We start from the raw sequence: 17,926 nt of genomic DNA, 5'->3' as shown, positions 1-17,926 counted from the left end.
CCCTTGGGGCGGCCGGTGGAGCCGGAGGTGTAGATGAGGTAGGCGGGGTCGTCGGGGCGGGCCGGGTCCTGGACGCCGCCGAACAGGGCCTCTTCGCCCTCCGCGTCCACCCGCAGGACGTCGAGGCCGTCGACCGACGGCAGCCGGTCCGTGTCCCGTTCCGTCGTGACGACCGTGGTCGCGCCCGAGTCGGCCAGCATGTGGGCGAGCCGCTCGGCCGGGTAGTCCAGGTCCAGGGGCAGATAGGCGGCCCCCGACTTGAGGACGCCCAGCAGCGCGACCATCAGCTCCGCCGAGCGGGGTACGGCGACGGCTACGAACCGCTCGCGGCCCGCGCCCTTGGCCCGCAGTCGGGCGGCCAACTCCTCGGCTCGCGCGTCCAGTTCGGCGTAGGTCAGGGTCGTACCGTCGAAGACGACGGCCGTGGCGTCCGGAGTGCGCGCGACCTGCGCGGCGATCTCGGCGGCGAGCGTGGTGGCCGGGACCGGTCGCCTCTCCCCCGCCGGGTGGGCGTCGGCCAGCTCGTCCGGGGTGAGCAGGTCGAGGTCGGCGACGCGGGCGCCGGGGTCGTCCGCCAGTGCGTGCAGGATCAGGGTGAGCCGGTCGGCGAGGGACTGCACGGCATCCGCGTCGAGGCGGCGGGCGTGGTGCTTGAGGCGCAGGTCGAGGCGGCGGCCGGGCTTGACGATGAGGGCGAGGGGGTAGTGCACGGCGTCGTGGAAGGCGTGTCCGGCGACGGCGATCGTGCCGGTGGGGTCGGTGATGCCCGGGGCGCCCTCGCCGCCGGGGTAGTTCTCGAACACCACGAGGGTGTCGAAGAGTTCGCCGTCGCCCGCGTGGCCGGTGGCGCGTTGGATGTCGGCGAGGCCGAGGTGCTGGTGGTCGAGGAGCGCGCTCTGTTCGTCCTGGAGTCGGTCGAGCAGTGCGCCCAGGGTGTCGCCGGGGGCCCAACGCAGCCGGGTGGGCAGGGTGTTGATGAACAGGCCGATCATCGACTCGATGCCGTCGACGGCGGCGTCGCGTCCGGCGACCGTCGTGCCGAACAGCACGTCCTGGCGGCCGGTCATCCGGCCGACGAGCAGACCCCAGGCGCCCTGCACGAGGGTGCCGAGGGTGACTCCGCGTTCCCGGGCGCGGGCGGCGAGCCGTGAGGTGACGCGCTCGGTCAACTCGACGCGGATCTGGGCGGGTTCGACCGGTCCGGCGGGCGCGGGGGCCTCGACGAGCCGGGTGGGTTCCTCGACCCCGGCGAGGGCGGCGCTCCAGGCCGCGCGGGCGGCCTCGCGGTCGGCGCCGGCGATACGGCGGAGGTAGCCGCGGTAGGGGGCGACTTCGGGGAGGGGGGCCGGGTTCTCGCCGTAGAGGGCGAGGAGTTCGTGGTGCAGGACGGGCAGGGACCAGCCGTCCGCGACGATGTGATGGAACGTCAGGACCAGGCGGCTGCGGTCCTTTCCGAAGCGGATGAGGGCGCAGCGGATCAGCGGCGGGTGGGCGAGGTCGAAGCGGTGGGCGCGTTCGTCGGCGGCGACGGCCTCGGCGAGGGCGCGGCGGACCGTGGGGTCCTCCTGTGCGACCAGGTCCACCTCGTGCCAGGGCAGTTCGAGGCCGGAGGCGATGAGCTGGACCGGGCGGCCCGCGGGCGTCCGGCGGAAGCAGGCGCGCAGCGGGGCGTGCCGGTCGACGAGTCGTTGTGCGGCCCGGCGCAGCAGGGTGCCGTCGACCGGTCCGGACAGCTCGATGACCTGCTGTACGACGTACGCGTCGAGTTCGGCGCCGTCCACCAGCGCGTGGAAGAAGAAGCCCTCCTGGAGCGGGCCGAGAGGCAGTGCCTCTTCGACGGTGACGGGGAACTCGCCCTGGACGGCCGCGAGTTCGTCGTCGCTCAGCGGCTGCCACGGGGTGTCGTCGCCGAGATCGGCGGTCCCGGTGCGGGCCACCGTGGCGAGTTCGGCGACCGTACGGTGGCGGAACACGTCTCTCGGGGTGAGTTCCAGGCCTGCGCGGCGGGCCAGGATGAGGAGTTGGACGGCGACGATGCTGTCTCCGCCGAGTGCGAAGAAGTCGTCGTCGACGCCGACCGAGGGCACCTTGAGGGCCCGGGCGTACAGGTCGCAGAGCAGTCGTTCGCGGGCGGTCTCGGGTGCGCGGCCCGCCGTGCTGAGCAGCCGGGTGAGGTCGGGCACGGGCAGCGCGGCGGCGTCGAGCTTGCCGCTGGGGGTGACGGGCAGCCGGTCCAGCGGGACGAACGCGGCCGGGACCATGTAGTCGGGCAGGTACTCGGTGGCGTGGGTCCGCAGGGTCGACATCAGGGCGTTGACGTTGCGGAAGGGCGCGGGGCGGTTGGTGAGCGGGTGGCCGGTTCCAGGGCGGTACGGCGCCCGCACCTCCTCGTCGAGGGCGAACTCGGCGTCCAGGCTGCCGTCCTCGGCGTCCCCGTTCCAGGTGAGCGCCACCTCGTAGCCGTGCCGTGCGGCGATCTCGTACAGGGTCTCGGGATCCACGCCGTGCGGTCCGGCGGCCGGCCTGCTGCTGTCGGCGAGGGCGTCGAGCGCGGCGAGGTCGTCGGCGAGGCGGGAGTTGGGGATGCCGGTGATCCGCAGCCGGTCCGGTCGTCCGGTGAGCAGCTCGTCCAGTGCCTGTACCGAACCGAGCGCGGGCCAGGGCGAGTCGGGGGTCTCCTCGGGTGCGTCCGACTGCGGTCGCAGCACGACGTCGTAGCGATAGCGGGTGAGTTCGTTGTGGTGCGTGCCGCGCTTGACGCGGATGTCGGCGCCGAGGCCGTCGAGGCTCGTGAAGTAGTCCGGGTCGACGAGGAGTTCGCCCTCCCAGGCGACGGCCCGGTCCACGGCGGCGCGCAGGGCTTCCTTGTCGTCCTCGGCCTCGTCCCGGGTCCGCCCGCTCTCGACGGCCGCGCTCAGGGTGCGCAGCAGGCGCAGGTTGCGGACGTCGCCGACGAACACCGCGCCGCCGGGGGCGAGAAGGGCCGCCGCGTCACGGAGTACACCGGTGAGGTAGTCGCCGCCGGGGAAGTACTGGATGACGGAGTTGACGACGATCGTGTCGAAGCGGCCCTCGGGCAGACCGGTGAGGTCGTGCGCGGGACGGGCCAACAGGGTGACGCGGTCGGCGAGTTCGGGGATCGCGGTGACCTGGGCGTCCAGGGCGCGTACGGCTTCCTCGGAGAGGTCGGTGCCCCAGTACTCGGCGCAGTCCGGGGCGAGCCGGGACAGCAGCAGGCCGGAGCCGACGCCGATCTCCAGGATGCGGCGGGGCCGTAGCGCGCGGATGCGGTCGAGGGTGGCCTCGCGCCACTCGCGCATGTCGGCGAGGGGGATCGGCAGGCCGTCGTACATGCTGTTCCAGCCGGCGAAGTTCTCCTCGAAACCGTCCGATCCGGCGGCGGAGTACAGGAGTTCGTGCAGGTCCTTCCAGTCCGCCACGCTCTCGTCGGGGGTCGCCTCGGCGTCCAGCGAGGGCACGACGTAGGCGGCGAGGCGGCGTTCGCCGGGGCGGTCCTCGCGGACGACGACGGCGGCCTGGTCGACGGAGGGGTGGGAGCGGAGGACCGATTCGATCTCGCCGGGTTCGATGCGGAAGCCGCGGATCTTGACCTGGGTGTCGACGCGGCCGTGGAACTCGAGGCGGCCGTCCGCCTTCCAGCGCACCAAGTCGCCGGTGCGGTACAGGCGTTCACCCGGTGCGCCGAACGGGTCGGCGACGAAGCGTTCGGCGGTGAGGGCGGGGCGGCCGAGGTAGCCGCGGGCCAGGCCGGCGCCGCCGAGGTAGAGCTCTCCCGTGACACCGGCGGGGACCGGGCGCAGTCGGTCGTCGAGGACGTAGGCGCGGGTGCCGGGGTCGGGGACGCCGATGGGCACGATGGTGCCGGCCGGGGTGTCCGGGTCGCACAGGCCGAGGGTGGAGTTGGTGGTGGCCTCGGTCGGGCCGTAGGCGTTGAACATCATCCGGCCGCGCGCGTAGCGGCCGACCAGTTCGGGCGAGACGCGTTCCGTACCGGCCAACAGGGTTGCCTCGGGCGGGAGTTGGACGTCCTCCGGCATGGCGGCGAGCAGGGCGGGCGGCAGGATCATGAAGGTGATGCCGTGCTCATTGGCGTAGTCCGCGAGGGGTGCGCCCGGGACGCGGCGGTCGGCGGGGACGACGATCAGGCGGCCGCCGGAGAGCAGGCCGAGGCAGAGGTCCCAGAACGCGACGTCGAAGCTGGGCGAGGCGAACTGGAGGACGCGGCTGTGCGGGCCGATCCCGAATCGTTCCTGCTGGGTCGCGACCAGTTTGGCGACACCCGCGTGGGACAGGACGGTGCCCTTGGGGCGGCCGGTGGAGCCGGAGGTGTAGATGACGTAGGCCGCGTGCGCGGTGGTCAACTCGTCGGCGGTGGACGGGCCGTGGGCCGGGTGTGCGGCCAGCTCGGCGACCGTCTCCGGGGCGTCGAGGATCAGCGGGTCCAGATCGGGTGGCAGGTCGGGGGCGATCTCGGCGGTGGTGACGAGGCAGACCGGGCGGGCGTCGGCGAGCATGTAGGCGATGCGGTCGGCCGGGTAGTCGGTGTCGACCGGGAGATAGGCGGCGCCCGACTTCAGGACGGCGACCTCGGCGACGATCATGTCGGCCGAGCGCGGTACGGCGAGCGCCACGACCTGCTCGGGACCGGCGCCCCGGGCCACCAGGGCGTGCGCCAACTTCGCGGCACGGGCGTCGAGTTCGGCGTAGGTGAGGCGGACGTCCTCGTGGACGAGGGCGATCTCGTGCGGGCGGGCGGCGACCTGGTCGGCGAACATGCGGGGCCAGGTGAGCGCGGGGACGTCGTGCTCGGTGTCGTTCCAGCCGTGCAGGATGCGCCGGCGTTCGTCGGCGCCGAGGAGTTCGAGGTCGGCGACCGGGGTGTCCGGGCGGGCGACGGCGTCGGCGAGGAGCGTGCCGTAGTGGCCGAGGACCAGGTCGACGGTGGCGGGTTCGAAGAGGTCGGTGCGGTAGTCCACCGCCACCTCCCCGTCGGTCACGGTGAGGGCCAGGTCCAACGGGCCGGTCTCGTCCCAGGGATCGGGTCCGAAGCCCGTGGCGCACAACAGGCCGCCACCGCGGAAGGGTTCGGGGGCGAGCAGCCGTAGCAGCTCGGTGGTTGGCAGGTGGTGAGCGGCGGCCTCGGCGGCTACGGCGGTGATCTGCTCGCGGAGTTGGGCGAACGGGGTGTCGCCGTCGATCGTGACGCGGAGCGGGAGGCCCTCGTGGGCGACCGCGGTCTCGGTGGCCGTCGTGCCGCCGTAGCGGTGCAACAGGGCGACGAAGGCAGCGAGTTGAGTGGCCGCGTCGGCGGTCACGGCGAGGGGGGCCGCGCGGCGCGCGCGGGGCGCCGGGCCCTCCTGGCGCGGCGGACGCGGGTGGTCCAGCGGCAAGGACGTCTCCGGCACCGGCGACGCGAACCTCCGTCGCCAGAAGTCGTTCGTCGCTGTTGCCTGTGCCGAAGAAAGCGTGTTGCCCGCCACAGCTGCCCGTGCCTCCCAATGCGTGCGGAACGGCTCAGCGGAGCCGCGACCGCTCGCATAGTAAGGTAAGCATTGCCTTACTTGATAGACCCACCCCGGAACCACAGGTCCACGTCACAGCCACTGAGGTTATGCTCACCTAAGCTGCTGGCGGGGCTGTCCGGTGGTTCGCCAACAGGGCTCCGGAGCACGGAAGACGACCCGGAAGACGACATGGAGACCGGCACGTGGCTTCAGGCAGAAGGCTTCGCACCACGGTGCTGGTGACACTGATCGTCGCCCTCCTCGTCCTGCTGTCCCTGCTCTCGGTCGCCCTGGGCGCGCTCAGCGTCCCGCTCGACCAGGTGGTGCGCTCGGTGCTCGGCCATCCGCCCAGCCGCCTCGTCGACAACGTCATCTGGTCGGTGCGCGTGCCCCGCACCCTGCTCGGCCTGACGACCGGCGCCGCACTCGGCCTGTCCGGCGCGCTGATGCAGGCCCTGACCCGCAATCCGCTCGCGGACCCGGGAATCCTCGGGGTGAGCGCGGGGGCGTCCTTCGCGATCGTCATGGCGGTCGGGGTGTTCGGGGTCGTCTCGCTGTACGGCTATGTGTGGTTCGCGTTCGGCGGGGCGCTCGTCGCGAGTGTCGTGGTCTTCTTCCTGGGACGGCTGGGCGGGTCCGGGGCCACTCCGGTGAAGCTCGCGCTCGCCGGGGTCGCCGTCACCTCGCTGCTCCAGTCGTTCACCAGCGCCGTCGTGCTGACCGACCAGGACGCGCTGGACCGCTACCGCTTCTGGTCGGCCGGCACCCTGGCCGACCAGGACTCCGGCGAGCTGGTGCGCATCCTGCCCTTCCTCGCCGTGGGCGCCGTGCTGGCTCTGTCCCTCGCGCCCGCCCTCAACAGCATGGCCCTCGGCGACGACGTGGCCGCCTCCCTGGGACGGCGGCTCGGTCTCGTACGGCTCCAAGGAGTCACCGCAGTCGTGCTGTTGACCGGCGCGTCCGTCGCCGTCATCGGTCCCGTGGTCTTCCTCGGACTGGTCGTCCCGCACATCGCGCGGGTCCTCGCGCAGTACGCCGGGATCGGCCCCGACTACCGGTGGCTGCTGCCGCTGTCCGCCGCGCTCGCACCCGTTCTGCTGCTGTCCGCCGACATCCTGGGCCGGATGGTGGACCGCCCGACCGAGATCCAGGCGGGTGTCCTCGTCGCCTTCCTCGGCGGCCCGTTCTTCATCGTCCTGGTCCGCCGCCGGAAGCTCGCGGAGGTATGAGCGTGCCCGCACCATCCGCCACCTTGAGCAACCGGCCGTTCCGGCTCACCTTCCCCCCAGTCTCGGGTGTACTGCGTCCGCGCCTGCTCCTTAAGGGAGTTGGGGTCGCCGTCGGCGCCTTCCTGCTGTTCTGCTGGGGTCTGACGATCGGCGACTACCCGGTGGCGTTCACCGACGTCGTCAGGGCCCTGTGGGGTTCGGGCGACGCGGGCACGGTCATCGTGGTCCAGGATCTACGACTGCCCCGCGCCCTCGTCGGCCTGCTGGTCGGCATCGCGTTCGGGGTCTCCGGCGCGGTGTTCCAGACGATGACCCGCAATCCGCTGGCCAGCCCCGACATGATCGGGCTGACCGAGGGCGCGGGAACCGCCGTGGTGGCGGCGGTCGTTCTGGGCTGGACCGGCGGACTGGGGCTCTCCACGCTGGGGTTGCTCGGCGCGCTGGTGACCGCGCTGCTCGTGTACGCGCTGGCGTGGAAGGGCGGGGCCACCGGGTACCGCATCATCCTCGTCGGCATCGGGGTGTCCTGGATCTGCTCCAGCGCCACCAACTTCCTTGTGGCGCGCGGCAATCGCTTCGAGGCGGAGGCGGCCCTGGGCTGGCTGGTCGGCAACCTCAACGGCCGGACCTGGAATCAGGTGGACTCCCTGGCCGTCGCCCTGGCCGTGCTGCTGCCGATCACGCTGGGCATGGGCCGCTGGATGCGCACGCTGATGCTCGGCGACGACGTGGCCGCCGGGCTCGGCACCCCCGTCCAACCGGTGCGGCTGGCCCTGCTGTTGGCCGGGGTGGGCCTGGTCGCGTTCGGTACGGCGGCCGCCGGTCCGGTGGCGTTCGTCGCGCTGGCCTGTCCGCAGATCGCCCAGCGGCTCGCGGGCACCTCGTCACCGCCCCCGCTCGTCTCCGGTCTCACCGGCGCGTTCGTCGTCCTCGGCTCCGATCTCCTCGCCCGTGAAGCGATCCCGGGGACGGAACTGCCGGTCGGGATCGTCACCGGCGCCCTCGGCGCGCCGGTCCTGCTGTGGCTGCTCATCCGCGTCAACCGCGCGGGCTCTGGAGGCTGATCGCATGTCGACCACTGACCCGCGCGCCCCGCGGACGTCCGAATCACCCACCACGGGAACCGAGACATTGCGGACGCCCGATTCACCCGCCACGGGAACCGAGGCCCTGCGGACACCCGAATCACCCACCACGGGAACCGAGGCCCTACGGACGCCCGAATCACTTACCTCCGGAGCCGAAACCCTGAGGAAGCCCGAATCACCCGCCTCCGGGCCCGAGTTGCGGGCACGTGATCTTCATCTCGCCTACGACGGGCGGCCGGTGGTCGAGAACCTGGACCTGACCGTGCCGACCGGCCGCATCACCGCCATCGTCGGCGCCAACGCCTGTGGGAAATCGACCCTGTTGCGGGCGCTCGCCCGGCTCCTGGCCCCGCGCCAGGGCGTGGTGGAGCTGGACGGCGTCGCACTGCGCTCCGTCCCCACCCGCGAACTCGCCCGCAAACTCGGCATCCTGCCGCAGACACCGGTGGCACCGGAGGGGCTGACCGTCCTCGACCTGGTCGGCCGGGGCCGTTCCCCGCACCAGACCTGGTGGCGGCAGTGGTCGACGGCCGACGAGGAGGCCGTGCACGCGGCCCTCGAAGCGACCAGCCTCACCGACCTCGCCGATCGCCCCGTCGATGAACTCTCCGGCGGCCAGCGGCAACGCGCCTGGATCGCCATGGCCGTCGCGCAGGGCACCCCGGTCCTGCTCCTCGACGAGCCGACGACCTATCTCGACCTCGCCCACCAGATCGACGTACTCGACCTGATCACGGACCTCAACCGGCGCGAGGGCCGCACGATCGTCATGGTCCTGCACGACCTCAACCAGGCCTGCCGGTACGCCGATCACGTCATCGCGATGAAGGGCGGCCGGATCGTCGCCGAGGGCGCGCCCGCCGATGTCGTCACCGAGGCGACCGTCGAGGACGTCTTCGACCTGCGCTGCCGGATCACGCCCGACCCGGTCAGCGGCACGCCGTTGGTGATACCGCTGGGGCGGCACCACCACGACGGCAACTCCCGGGCCGAGGACGCCGTTTCGACTCGCTGAGGCCCCCGCCGGTGAGGGGCGGGGGACGGTTCGTCCAGGAGGATTCTCAGGGCCGGGACTTCAAGTACCCGCCCATCGTGCGGAAGTAGTCGCCGGCCGCGTACTCCGTGCCGTCGTCCGTGCGCACCCGGCGCACCAACAGACCGCGTTCGCGCCCGGTGTGGGCCTCGGGGCCCGCCACGATGACCACGCCGTCGCCCTCGCGGATGAAGATCCGGCCCGGGGTGCCGCCGTAGCGTCCCTCCGAGACGGCCGCGGAGACGATCCTGAGCCGCTCGCCGCGATGGAAGGCGTACGCGTTCGGGTACGGGTCCGACTGGGCCCGTACGAGGCGTTCCAGGCGGTCCGCGGGCCAACTCCAGTCGATACGGCTGTCCTCGGCCGAGCGCTTGTGGAAGAAGCTGGCCCGGCCGCGGTCCTGCGGCACCCACTGGCCGGCGTCCCGGCCGGAGGCGATGAGGTCGAGCGATTCGCGCACGATGGGGGCGATGAGGTCGACGGTCCGGTGGAACAGGTCGGTCGCCGTGTCGGTGGGTCCGACCGGCACCGAGCGCTGGATCAGGACGTCCCCGGCGTCGAGTTCGCCGTTCATGCGGTGCGCGGTGACACCGACGCGCGGCTCGTCGTTCAGGAGCGCCCAGATGATCGGCGAGAAGCCCGCGTACGACGGCAGCAGCGAGTCGTGGACGTTGAGGGTGCCGTGCGGCGGGAGGTCGAACAGCTCCGGCGGCAGCCAGGTCCGCCAGTTGTTCGCGACGATGATGTCCGGCCGTGCTTCCCGTACGGCGTCGAGGAGTTCGGCGTCGTCGGGGCGGTTGCGCAGCAGGACGGGGACGTCGTTCTTCTCGGCGAGTTCGGCGACGCTGTCGTCCCAGATCTTCTCGTAGGCATGCTCACTTTTCGGGTGCGTGACCACGAGGACGACCTCGTGATCGGAGTCCAGCAACGCCTGAAGCGTGCGGTGACCCCAGGTCTGATAGCCGAGCATGACGACCCGCATGACGGTCCTTCCCTTCAACGACTCATTGCAAGGTAAGCCTTACCTTATCTAGCATTGGGCTGCCTGAGGGAGGCGATGCCACGGTGAAGTCACCGCTACTGGATTCCGAAGTGGTCCACGACATACTCGGAATCGGATTCGGTCCGTCAAATCTCGCTCTGTCCATAGCGGTTGAGGAGCACAACAAGAGCCTTCCGGCAGACAGCCGTCTCAACGCCCTGTTCCTGGAACGCCAGCCGCGGTTCGGCTGGCACCGGGGCATGCTGATCGACGACGCCACGATGCAGGTGTCGTTCCTCAAAGACCTGGTCACGCTGCGGAATCCGACCAGCGACTACAGCTTCCTCTGCTTCCTGCGCGAGCAGGGCAGACTGATCGACTTCCTGAACCAGAAGACCCTGTTCCCGCTGCGCGTGGAGTTCCACGAGTACTTCGAGTGGGCGGCCGAGCGGGTCTCCCACCTCGTCTCCTACGGCAGCGAGGTCGTCTCCGTCGACCCGGTGCGCGGCGACGACGGCGAGATCGCCTTCTTCGACGTCACCAGCCGCGACCCATCCGGGAACGGTGCGACGGTGACTCGGCGGGCCCGCAACATCAGCGTCGCGATGGGCCTTGAGCCGCATGTGCCGCCGGGTCTGGAACTGGCCGAACGGCTCTGGCACAACAGCGAGTTGATCCCCCGCGCGACCGAACTGGCCGACGCGGGCCGGCCGGTGCGGCGGGCCGTGGTGCTGGGCGCGGGCCAGAGCGCCGCCGAGGCGGTGGACTATCTGCACCGCACCTTCCCGGACGCCGAGGTGTGCTCGGTGTTCGCCAAGTACGGCTACACCCCGGCCGACGACAGCCCGTTCGCGAACCGCATCTTCGACCCGGAGGCGGTGGACGTCTACTTCTCGGCCCCGTCCGAGGTCAAGCAGTCACTCATCGACTACCACCGCTCGACCAACTACTCGGTGGTCGACATGGAGTTGATCGAGGCCCTGTACGCCACCGCGTACCGGGAGAAGGTGGCCGGACGGGAACGGCTGCGCTTCCTCAACGTCTCCCGGATCCGCGCCGTCGACCCGGCGGCGGACGGCGGCCTCGACGTGGCCGTGGAGTTCCTGCCCACCGGCGAGAAGCAGGTGTTGTCCGCGGATGTGCTGGTGCTCGCCACCGGTTACCGTCCCCGCGACCTGAGTTCACTGCTCGGCGAGGCGGCGAAACTCTGCCTCAGGGACGACGGCGACGAGATCCGCGTGGGCCGGGACCACCGTGTCGAGACCGTCCCGGAGGTCACCGCCGGCCTGTACCTCCAGGGCGGCACCGAGCACACCCACGGGCTGACCAGCACCCTGCTGTCGACGGTGGCGGTACGGGCGGAGGAGATCCACCGCTCGGTCCAGGCGACGAAACTCCCCGTCTGACGCCCGTCATGACTCCCCGGGCCCGGAGGGTACGGTCCCTTCCGGGCTCGGGGTCTGTGCTGTGCTGTGCTGTGCAGGGGGCTTTTACGTGCGGGGCTCCGCCGGTCGCCGGGGCGGCCCGTATCGGCCAAAACACCGTAAAATTAACGGCGTTGCGTTGTCGGGCCGGCGAACACGTCCGCAACGCCCCGCACAGTTCTGACCGCTCCGCACGTCGCCGCGATCCAGTCCACGGCCATCCGGTGATCCTCGTGAGCCCGGTCGGCCACCGCGTCGGCGACGACGAAGGGCTCCATGTCCTGCATCCACGCGTCGGCGGCCGTCAGCAGGACCTGGGTGCGGGCGAACACACCGACGATGACGGGCTGGTCGCGCCCCAACTCCGCGAGTCTGCGCCGGAGTCGGGTGCCGGCGAAGGCGCTGAACCGCTTCGCGACCAGCACACTGTCGCCGACCTGTGGCCGGATCGCGTCCACGACATCGCGGGAGTCCTCGCCGCCGAGGAGGCGGGGATGTCCGAAGCTGGTCTCCCGGCCGTCCGGTTCCCGCTCGGCGGTCTTGAGGGTGTACAGGACGGGAATGCCCGCCGCCCGCGCCGACTCCGTCAACCGCCCCACTCCCGCGAGGAGTTCACCGACCGGCGCGGAGGACTCCCGCAGTACGTGCAGGAAGTGGTTCTGGACGTTCAGGACCACCAGCGCCGCGCGGCCCGGGTCGATGGCCCAGCCCGTCCGGTCCGGGGGCAGCGCGGCGGGGCCGGGCATGACGTACGGAACCATGTCGGATGACGGCATACGCGGCGGCCTCTCACCGGTCGTCGAGGGTGGTGGGGAACGGAGGGCACGCCACCGACTCAGTAAGGACCATGCGTCCAGCGGCCGTTCGTCATCGTGGCGTGCACGGGCATCGCGCGCAGGGTGTCCGGATCGGCGTCCAGGGGATCCACGTCGACGACCACAAGATCGGCCGGGTCGCCGACCCTGATGAGCCGGCGTCCGCGGGCCGCCGCGACCAACGCGTCCGGTACGGACAGGCGTTGCTCCGGATGCCAGGCGGGGCGTTCGTCGTCGGTGCGGCTGACGGCGGACGCGATGGCGAGCCAGGGGTCGAGTGGCGACACCGGGGCGTCGGAACCGAACTCCAGCCGGGCGCCCGCGGCGAGCAGGTCGCCGTAGGCGAAGGCGCGTTCGGTGCGCCCGGCCCAGTGCCGGTCCGCCACGTCCCGGTCGTCCGTCGCATGCCGGGGCTGCACTCCGGCCACCACTCCCAACTGGGCGAATCTCGGGAGGTCCTGCGGGCTCAGCAACTGCGCGTGCTCGATACGGCCACGGCAGCGCACCGCCTCGAAGGCGTCCAGGGCAACGGTGTTGGCGCGGTCCCCGATGGCGTGCACCGCGGGCTCGATGCCGTGCGCGGCGGCGCGGCGCATGAGCCGTACCAGCTCGCCGGGGGCCGTCTCCTCGATGCCGTGGGCGCCGTCCGTGTCCTCGAGTCCCGGGTAGGGGTCGCGGCACAGGGCGGTACGGGTGTTGAGCGAACCGTCCGTGAAGAGTTTCAGCGGGCCCACCCGGACCAGGCTCCCGTCCGCGCCGACCTCGTCCCCGGTACGCAGTCCGCGTTTGATCGCGGCGTCCAGGTGACCGGGGTAGACCGCGGCCGACACCCGTACGGCGGGCCGGAATTGGCCCGAACGCCGTTCCCAGTCCGCGACCGTGTCGCCGTACTGGAAGTCGATGACACCGGTGACCCCGCGCGCGGCGGCGGCCCGGGAGGCGTCCTCGATCCAGCCGTCGATCACGTCGGTCGGGGCGGCGGGCAGGGCGGAGAGGACCTCGTGGGCCTCGTGTTCCCTGATCAGGCCGGTGGGGTGGTCACCCCGGCCGACGAGGGCGAGACAGGCGGAGTTGAGCCACGCGGCATGCAGATCGGCACTGACCAGGGCGACCGGCCGATCGGGCACCACGGCGTCCAGCAGCCGCTTGTGCGGGGCGTCGGCCCACAGCCCGTCCCGGAACCCGTACCCGTAGAGCACCGTGCCGTCGGGCGCTCCGGCGCGCTCCCGGACGAGCTCGGCGACCGCCTGCGCGGAGGGGGTACCCGCCAGGTCCAGCCGGTGCCGGGCACTCGCCCACTCCGCGAGGTGGACGTGGGCGTCCCACAGTCCCGGCAGCAACACCCGTCCGTCGAGGTCGAGTCGCGGCTCACCGCCGGCCTCGGCGCCCGCGTCCTGCTCCGGTACGACGTGGGTGATCCGCCCGTCCGCCACGCGCACCCGCGCGAGCGGCCCACCGGCACCGAGCCGCACCCGGGTGAGCGTCAGGGCGCTGGGGTTGTCCGCCATAAGGGCCTCCAGGGGAATGCCGAGGGCACTCCGCCAACGATTCCACCAAGTTAAGTAAGGCTTACCTTACCTTGCGGATCGTCGCCCCGTCCCCGATCCACGGTTCCTGGTCACCGACCCCACCGATCCCCTCGGCAAGGCCGATGACCAGGCACCGTACTCCCTATGTCACCGCTTCACCTCAGCCCTCGTCCGCACCCGCAGATCCCCCGAGGACGCCCCCACCCACACGGACCGCCGCCCGGTACCGAGCACCCACGCATGCCGCCGCGCATCCCACGACGACAACGTCCGCGCGGCCACCCGCACTGTGACCCGCCGCCGCTCCCCCGCCCTCAGCACCAGGCGCCGGTAGCCGCCCAACACCCTTACGGCCTGGTCGAGTTGCAGCTCCGGTGAGCGCCCGACGTACACCTGAGGCACGGCCACACCGGACCGTCGCCCGGTGTTGCGGACCGTGAAGGTCACGTCCAGCCCGTGCCCGTTCCAGCGCGCCGACGCGTCCTCGTAGGAGAAGGAGGTGTACGACAGCCCGTGCCCGAAGGGGTAGAGCGGGCGCACACCCTCCGCGTCGTACCAGCGGTAGCCGACGTGGATGCCCTCGGAGTACTCCTCGGTGCCGTTCACTCCGGGGTAGCGGAGCGGGTCGCCCGCGACCGGGTGGTGGGCGTCGTCGACCGGGAAGGACTGGGTGAGACGGCCGCCGGGGTCGCAGTCGCCGAACAGGACGGCGGCGGTGGCCGCGGCGCCCTCCTGGCCCGGGTAGTACATCTGGAGGACCGCGCCGGTGCGGGTCAGCCACGGCATCGAGGTCGAGGACGAGGTGTTGAGGACGACGGTGGTGCGCGGGTTCGCCGCCGTGACCGCTTCGATCAAGCCGGCCTGGTTTCCGGGGAGTTCGAGGGTGGTGCGGTCAAGGCCCTCGGTGGCGTCCTCGTAGGCGAACAGGACGACACTGCGGGCGGCGCGCGCGGCCCCGACCGCTTCGGCGACGTCCTGCGCGCGGGTCGCACCGGTGATGCGTCGCAGCCGGAACAGCAGTCCGGCGTCGCCGCCCGCGGCGGTGATCTTGAGCGTGTGCGCCCCCTTGGCGAGGGTGAGGGTCTTGCGGCGGACGGAGAGGCCGTCGGGGTCGGCCGAGATCAGGCCGCCGGAGAAGTACTCGCCGTATCCGGCCGCGAGGGGGAACAACTCCGCGCCGTCGAGGAGGACTTGGGGGCGGGCGGTGGGCGCGGAGGAGAAGTGGAGCACGAAGGTCCACTCGTCGGGCTCGGCGACGGTCAGCGAGCCGTCGTACTCCCAGGTCTTACCCGCCTCCACCCGCTGCCCCTCGCTGTCGAAGGCCGGTGTGAGGGAGGACGCGGGTATCACCTTGCCGAACAGGTCCTCGCCGAGCGCGTATGTCACCCGGGTCCGCGCACCGGCCCGTGCCTTGATCGCGGCGAGCGGGCTGTCCGCGTGGTCCGGTACGACATGCGCGCTGCCACCGCCGCTGACGAAGGGCAGGGTGCCGGTGGGGCCGATCACCGCGAGGGAGCCGTCGGTCAGCGGGAGGGTGCGGTGTTCGTTGCGGAGCAAGGTCGCGCCCGCCTTGGCGACTTCGAGCGCTACGGCGGCACCGGCCTTCGCGTCGCGGGCGGGGCGCGGCGGCACGCTGCCGTCGAGGAGCCCGAACCGGTCCATGACGCCGAGGATCCGCCGTACCGCACGGTCGACGTACGACTCGGGCAAACTGCCGTTCTGCACGGCCGACTTGAGGGGTGTGCCGAAGTAGGTGCCGTCCGGCATCTCCATGTCGAGACCCGCGGTGATCGCGGCGACGGTGCTGTGGGCGGCGAACCAGTCGGTCATCACCCAGCCCTGGAAGCCCCATTGGGTGCGCAGGACGTCGGTGAGAAGCGGCTTGTTCTCGCAGGCGAAGGTGCCGTTGACCTTGTTGTACGCGCCCATCACGGCACCCGTGCCGGCGCCGACGGCCGCTTCGAAACCGCGCAACTCGATCTCGTGCATGGTCTGTTCGTCGACCCGCACGTCGATGGAGTTGCGGTCCTTCTCCTGGTTGTTCAGCGCGAAGTGCTTGACGGTCGCGATGAGGCCCTCGCCCTGGATGCCCTTGATCTCGGCGGCGACCAGGTCACCGGCGAGCAGTGGATCCTCGCTGAGGGTCTCGAAGTTGCGGCCCGCGTACGGGGTGCGGATGAGGTTCACCATCGGGGACAGCAGGACGTCCTGGCCGAGGGCGCGCCCCTCGCGGCCGACGACCTGGCCGTAGCGGCGGGCGAGTTCGGGGTCGAAGGCGGAGGCGAGCAGGACGGGCGCCGGGAGGGCGGTGGCGTGTGCGGTGACACGGACACCGGCCGGTCCGTCGGTGAGCCGTAGCGGCGGAATCTTCAGGCGGGGGACGCCGGGGATGTAGCCGGCCTGGCCGAGCGAGTTCGGGTCGGTGGCGCCGTGCAGGAGGGAGATCTTCTCGTCGAGGGTGAGCCGGGCCAGGAGTCCTTCCACGCGGGGGCCGGCCCCCGCCTCGGGTCTGGCCAGGTCGTCCGCGTACGACGGGGAGACGAGTCCGGTGGTGGCCGCGGTGGCCACCGCGATCGCACCGCCCAGCAGACGCAGGGCGGATCGCCGGGACACGGTGTCGGTCATGAGCCGTCACTCCTTCGTCCTTCGGTGCGCGGCCCACACCGTCGTGGACCACGGGTGCGCCTCGGTGCCCCGGCGGTGCGTTCAGTGTCTGAACACACCAGGTGGCGGACCGGAGTTGACGGTCCGTCGGGCACTACTGACGCGGCGGGAAAACTATGACCGGCGGTGACTCGTGTCAATGATCCGAACAGGAATCGACCGGGAGGCGACAAGAAGCGAAGGGGGAACGCGATGGGGGCCGCCCCTACAGGGCGGCCCCCACTGGTTCTCAGCGATTCAGCAATTCAGCGGTTCAGCGCAGGACCGGCAGCAGACCGGTGACGGTGTCCACGACGCCCGCCACGACCGTCACCAGCGGTTGAACGGCCTCGGCGGCCGAGGCCGGCTGGGCCGACGGTGCGGGTTCGGGCTGCGGCGCGGGCTCGTCGCAGCAGGCGACCTGGGCGGCGCGGGGCGCGTACTGCTGCTCCCCGTTCTGTTGCGGATCGTTGGTGGGAGGCGGCGGTACGTCACCCCGGGGTGCGCCCTCGGGCGGCGCGGGTGCCTTCGATGTGCCGCTTCCGGGCACGTCGCCCTGCCCCGGCCCCTTCCCCTCTCCGTTCGGTCCGCTCTGCTCGGCGCGCGCGTCGGCGGTGGATTCCAGCGCCCAGCGCTGCCGGGCGGACCCGTCCCGGTCCGTCAGTTCGATCCGCGCCCCGGGCTCTCCGTTCACCGGAGAGACGGCCAGCCCCTGGCTCCGGCGGACCAGGAACTCGCCGCGCACCGTCAGGTCGTAGTGCACCTCGCCCGCGTGCACCAGACAGCCGGCCAGCGCGACCGTGCCCGCGGCAGTGTCGGCGGCGAGGCAGAGTCCCGGGTCGGTGAGGCTGCGCAGCAGACCGTCCTGGTCGTACGACCACTGCTGGGACCCGGCGGTCGAGCAGGCCGCGAGGGCGACGGCGGCGCCGGACCGCACCCGGCCCGGGATGTCGAGGCACAGCCCCGAGGCGAGGCTGCGCAGCACGCCCTGCTGGACGACGCCCTCACCGGTACCGGCGGCCGACGCCGAGGCGGCGGCACCGTCGGACGAGGGCGCGCCGACCGGACTCGGGTGGGTCGAACTGCCGCTGGCCGCACCCCAAGTGACGTGCGGATCAGGCGTGTTGCCCCCTTCGCTCCACCCCTTGGTGGCGAGCACGGTCGCGAGCAGCGCGAGGGAGGTCAGACCGACGCCCACGAGCGCGGTTTTGGGGTGCCTGCGCGGAAAGGTGAGACGGCCGTCCGCGCCGGGACGGTGGCGGCCCATCGGACGCTGGGCGGTGCGGGCGGGTCTCTCACGGCCGGGCCGTGAGTCGACGTAACGGCGGGCGCCCCAGCCGAGGACGGTCTCGGCGAGCAGCACTTCGAGGCCGCCGTCGAAATGGCTCAACTGCTCTGCCGCGAAACGGCAGTAGCGACACGTCATGAGATGCCGTTGCACATCGGGCAACAGACTGCCGCCGCGGCGGATCGGAACGTCGAGGAGTCGGTTGTAGTGGCGGCATTCATAGGTCGGCGCGAGTTCCAGGTGGGCACGAACGCAGCCCGCCCTGAATTGTTCACGTGCCTGGTCCAGCGCGGCGGTCGCGGTGAGCTCGTCCACGCCCAGCAGACCGGCCGGTACGGATATGGGTTCGGCCTCGACCTCGGTGTGCCAC

The 17,926-nt window shown here is 71.8% G+C and carries 10 protein-coding genes; 4 read left to right on the top strand and 6 right to left on the bottom strand.

Features of this window, described 5'->3' with window-relative positions; genetic code table 11:
* Nucleotides 1-5,501 (bottom strand): non-ribosomal peptide synthetase (locus tag JHN63_RS32685; protein WP_200687496.1); only part of this gene is annotated, 5,501 nt, incomplete at its 3' end.
* Between the two features lie 227 nt (nucleotides 5,502-5,728).
* Here JHN63_RS32685 and JHN63_RS32680 point away from each other — a divergent pair.
* From JHN63_RS32680 to JHN63_RS32670, 3 genes are all read left to right on the top strand, one after another.
* Complete coding sequence (locus tag JHN63_RS32680; protein ID WP_200687494.1) at nucleotides 5,729-6,754, top strand: iron ABC transporter permease; 1,026 nt, start codon at nucleotides 5,729-5,731, stop codon at nucleotides 6,752-6,754.
* A complete protein-coding gene (locus tag JHN63_RS32675; protein WP_200687492.1) occupies nucleotides 6,751-7,818 on the top strand; it encodes an iron chelate uptake ABC transporter family permease subunit in 1,068 nt (355 codons plus the stop codon). Before JHN63_RS32680 ends, JHN63_RS32675 begins: the two co-directional genes overlap by 4 nt.
* Nucleotides 7,819-8,002: 184 nt before the next feature.
* On the top strand, nucleotides 8,003-8,857 hold the full coding sequence (locus JHN63_RS32670; RefSeq protein ID WP_234478060.1) for an ABC transporter ATP-binding protein: 855 nt from the start codon (nucleotides 8,003-8,005) through the stop codon (nucleotides 8,855-8,857).
* Nucleotides 8,858-8,903: 46 nt separating this feature from the next.
* Here JHN63_RS32670 and JHN63_RS32665 read toward each other — a convergent pair whose 3' ends face one another.
* Nucleotides 8,904-9,857 carry a methionyl-tRNA formyltransferase gene (locus JHN63_RS32665; protein WP_200687487.1) on the bottom strand — a complete coding sequence of 318 codons (954 nt, stop codon included), beginning with the start codon at nucleotides 9,855-9,857 and terminating at the stop codon, nucleotides 8,904-8,906.
* 83 nt (nucleotides 9,858-9,940) lie between these two features.
* On the opposite strand from JHN63_RS32665, the gene JHN63_RS32660 reads away from it, so the two are divergent.
* On the top strand, nucleotides 9,941-11,263 hold the full coding sequence (locus JHN63_RS32660) for a lysine N(6)-hydroxylase/L-ornithine N(5)-oxygenase family protein (protein ID WP_200687484.1): 1,323 nt from the start codon (nucleotides 9,941-9,943) through the stop codon (nucleotides 11,261-11,263).
* 143 nt (nucleotides 11,264-11,406) lie between these two features.
* Here JHN63_RS32660 and JHN63_RS32655 read toward each other — a convergent pair whose 3' ends face one another.
* The 4 genes from JHN63_RS32655 to JHN63_RS32640 all read right to left on the bottom strand — a co-directional run.
* Nucleotides 11,407-12,057, bottom strand: coding sequence for an isochorismatase family protein (locus tag JHN63_RS32655; RefSeq protein WP_200687482.1), 651 nt, complete (start codon nucleotides 12,055-12,057; stop codon nucleotides 11,407-11,409).
* Between the two features lie 59 nt (nucleotides 12,058-12,116).
* On the bottom strand, nucleotides 12,117-13,604 hold the full coding sequence (locus tag JHN63_RS32650; protein ID WP_200687480.1) for an amidohydrolase: 1,488 nt from the start codon (nucleotides 13,602-13,604) through the stop codon (nucleotides 12,117-12,119).
* Between the two features lie 168 nt (nucleotides 13,605-13,772).
* Nucleotides 13,773-16,250 (bottom strand): beta-glucosidase, encoded by a 2,478-nt coding sequence (locus JHN63_RS32645; protein ID WP_200687478.1) that lies wholly within the window; start codon nucleotides 16,248-16,250, stop codon nucleotides 13,773-13,775.
* 292 nt (nucleotides 16,251-16,542) lie between these two features.
* On the bottom strand, nucleotides 16,543-17,926 hold a 1,384-nt coding region (locus JHN63_RS32640; protein ID WP_200687476.1), incomplete at its 5' end, for an RICIN domain-containing protein.

Origin of the sequence: Streptomyces sp. MBT65 (assembly GCF_016612545.1) — a bacterium.
Classification (GTDB): domain Bacteria; phylum Actinomycetota; class Actinomycetes; order Streptomycetales; family Streptomycetaceae; genus Streptomyces.
Note: the sequence above shows the minus strand (reverse complement) of the source record. Positions and strands in the feature narration are given on the sequence as shown.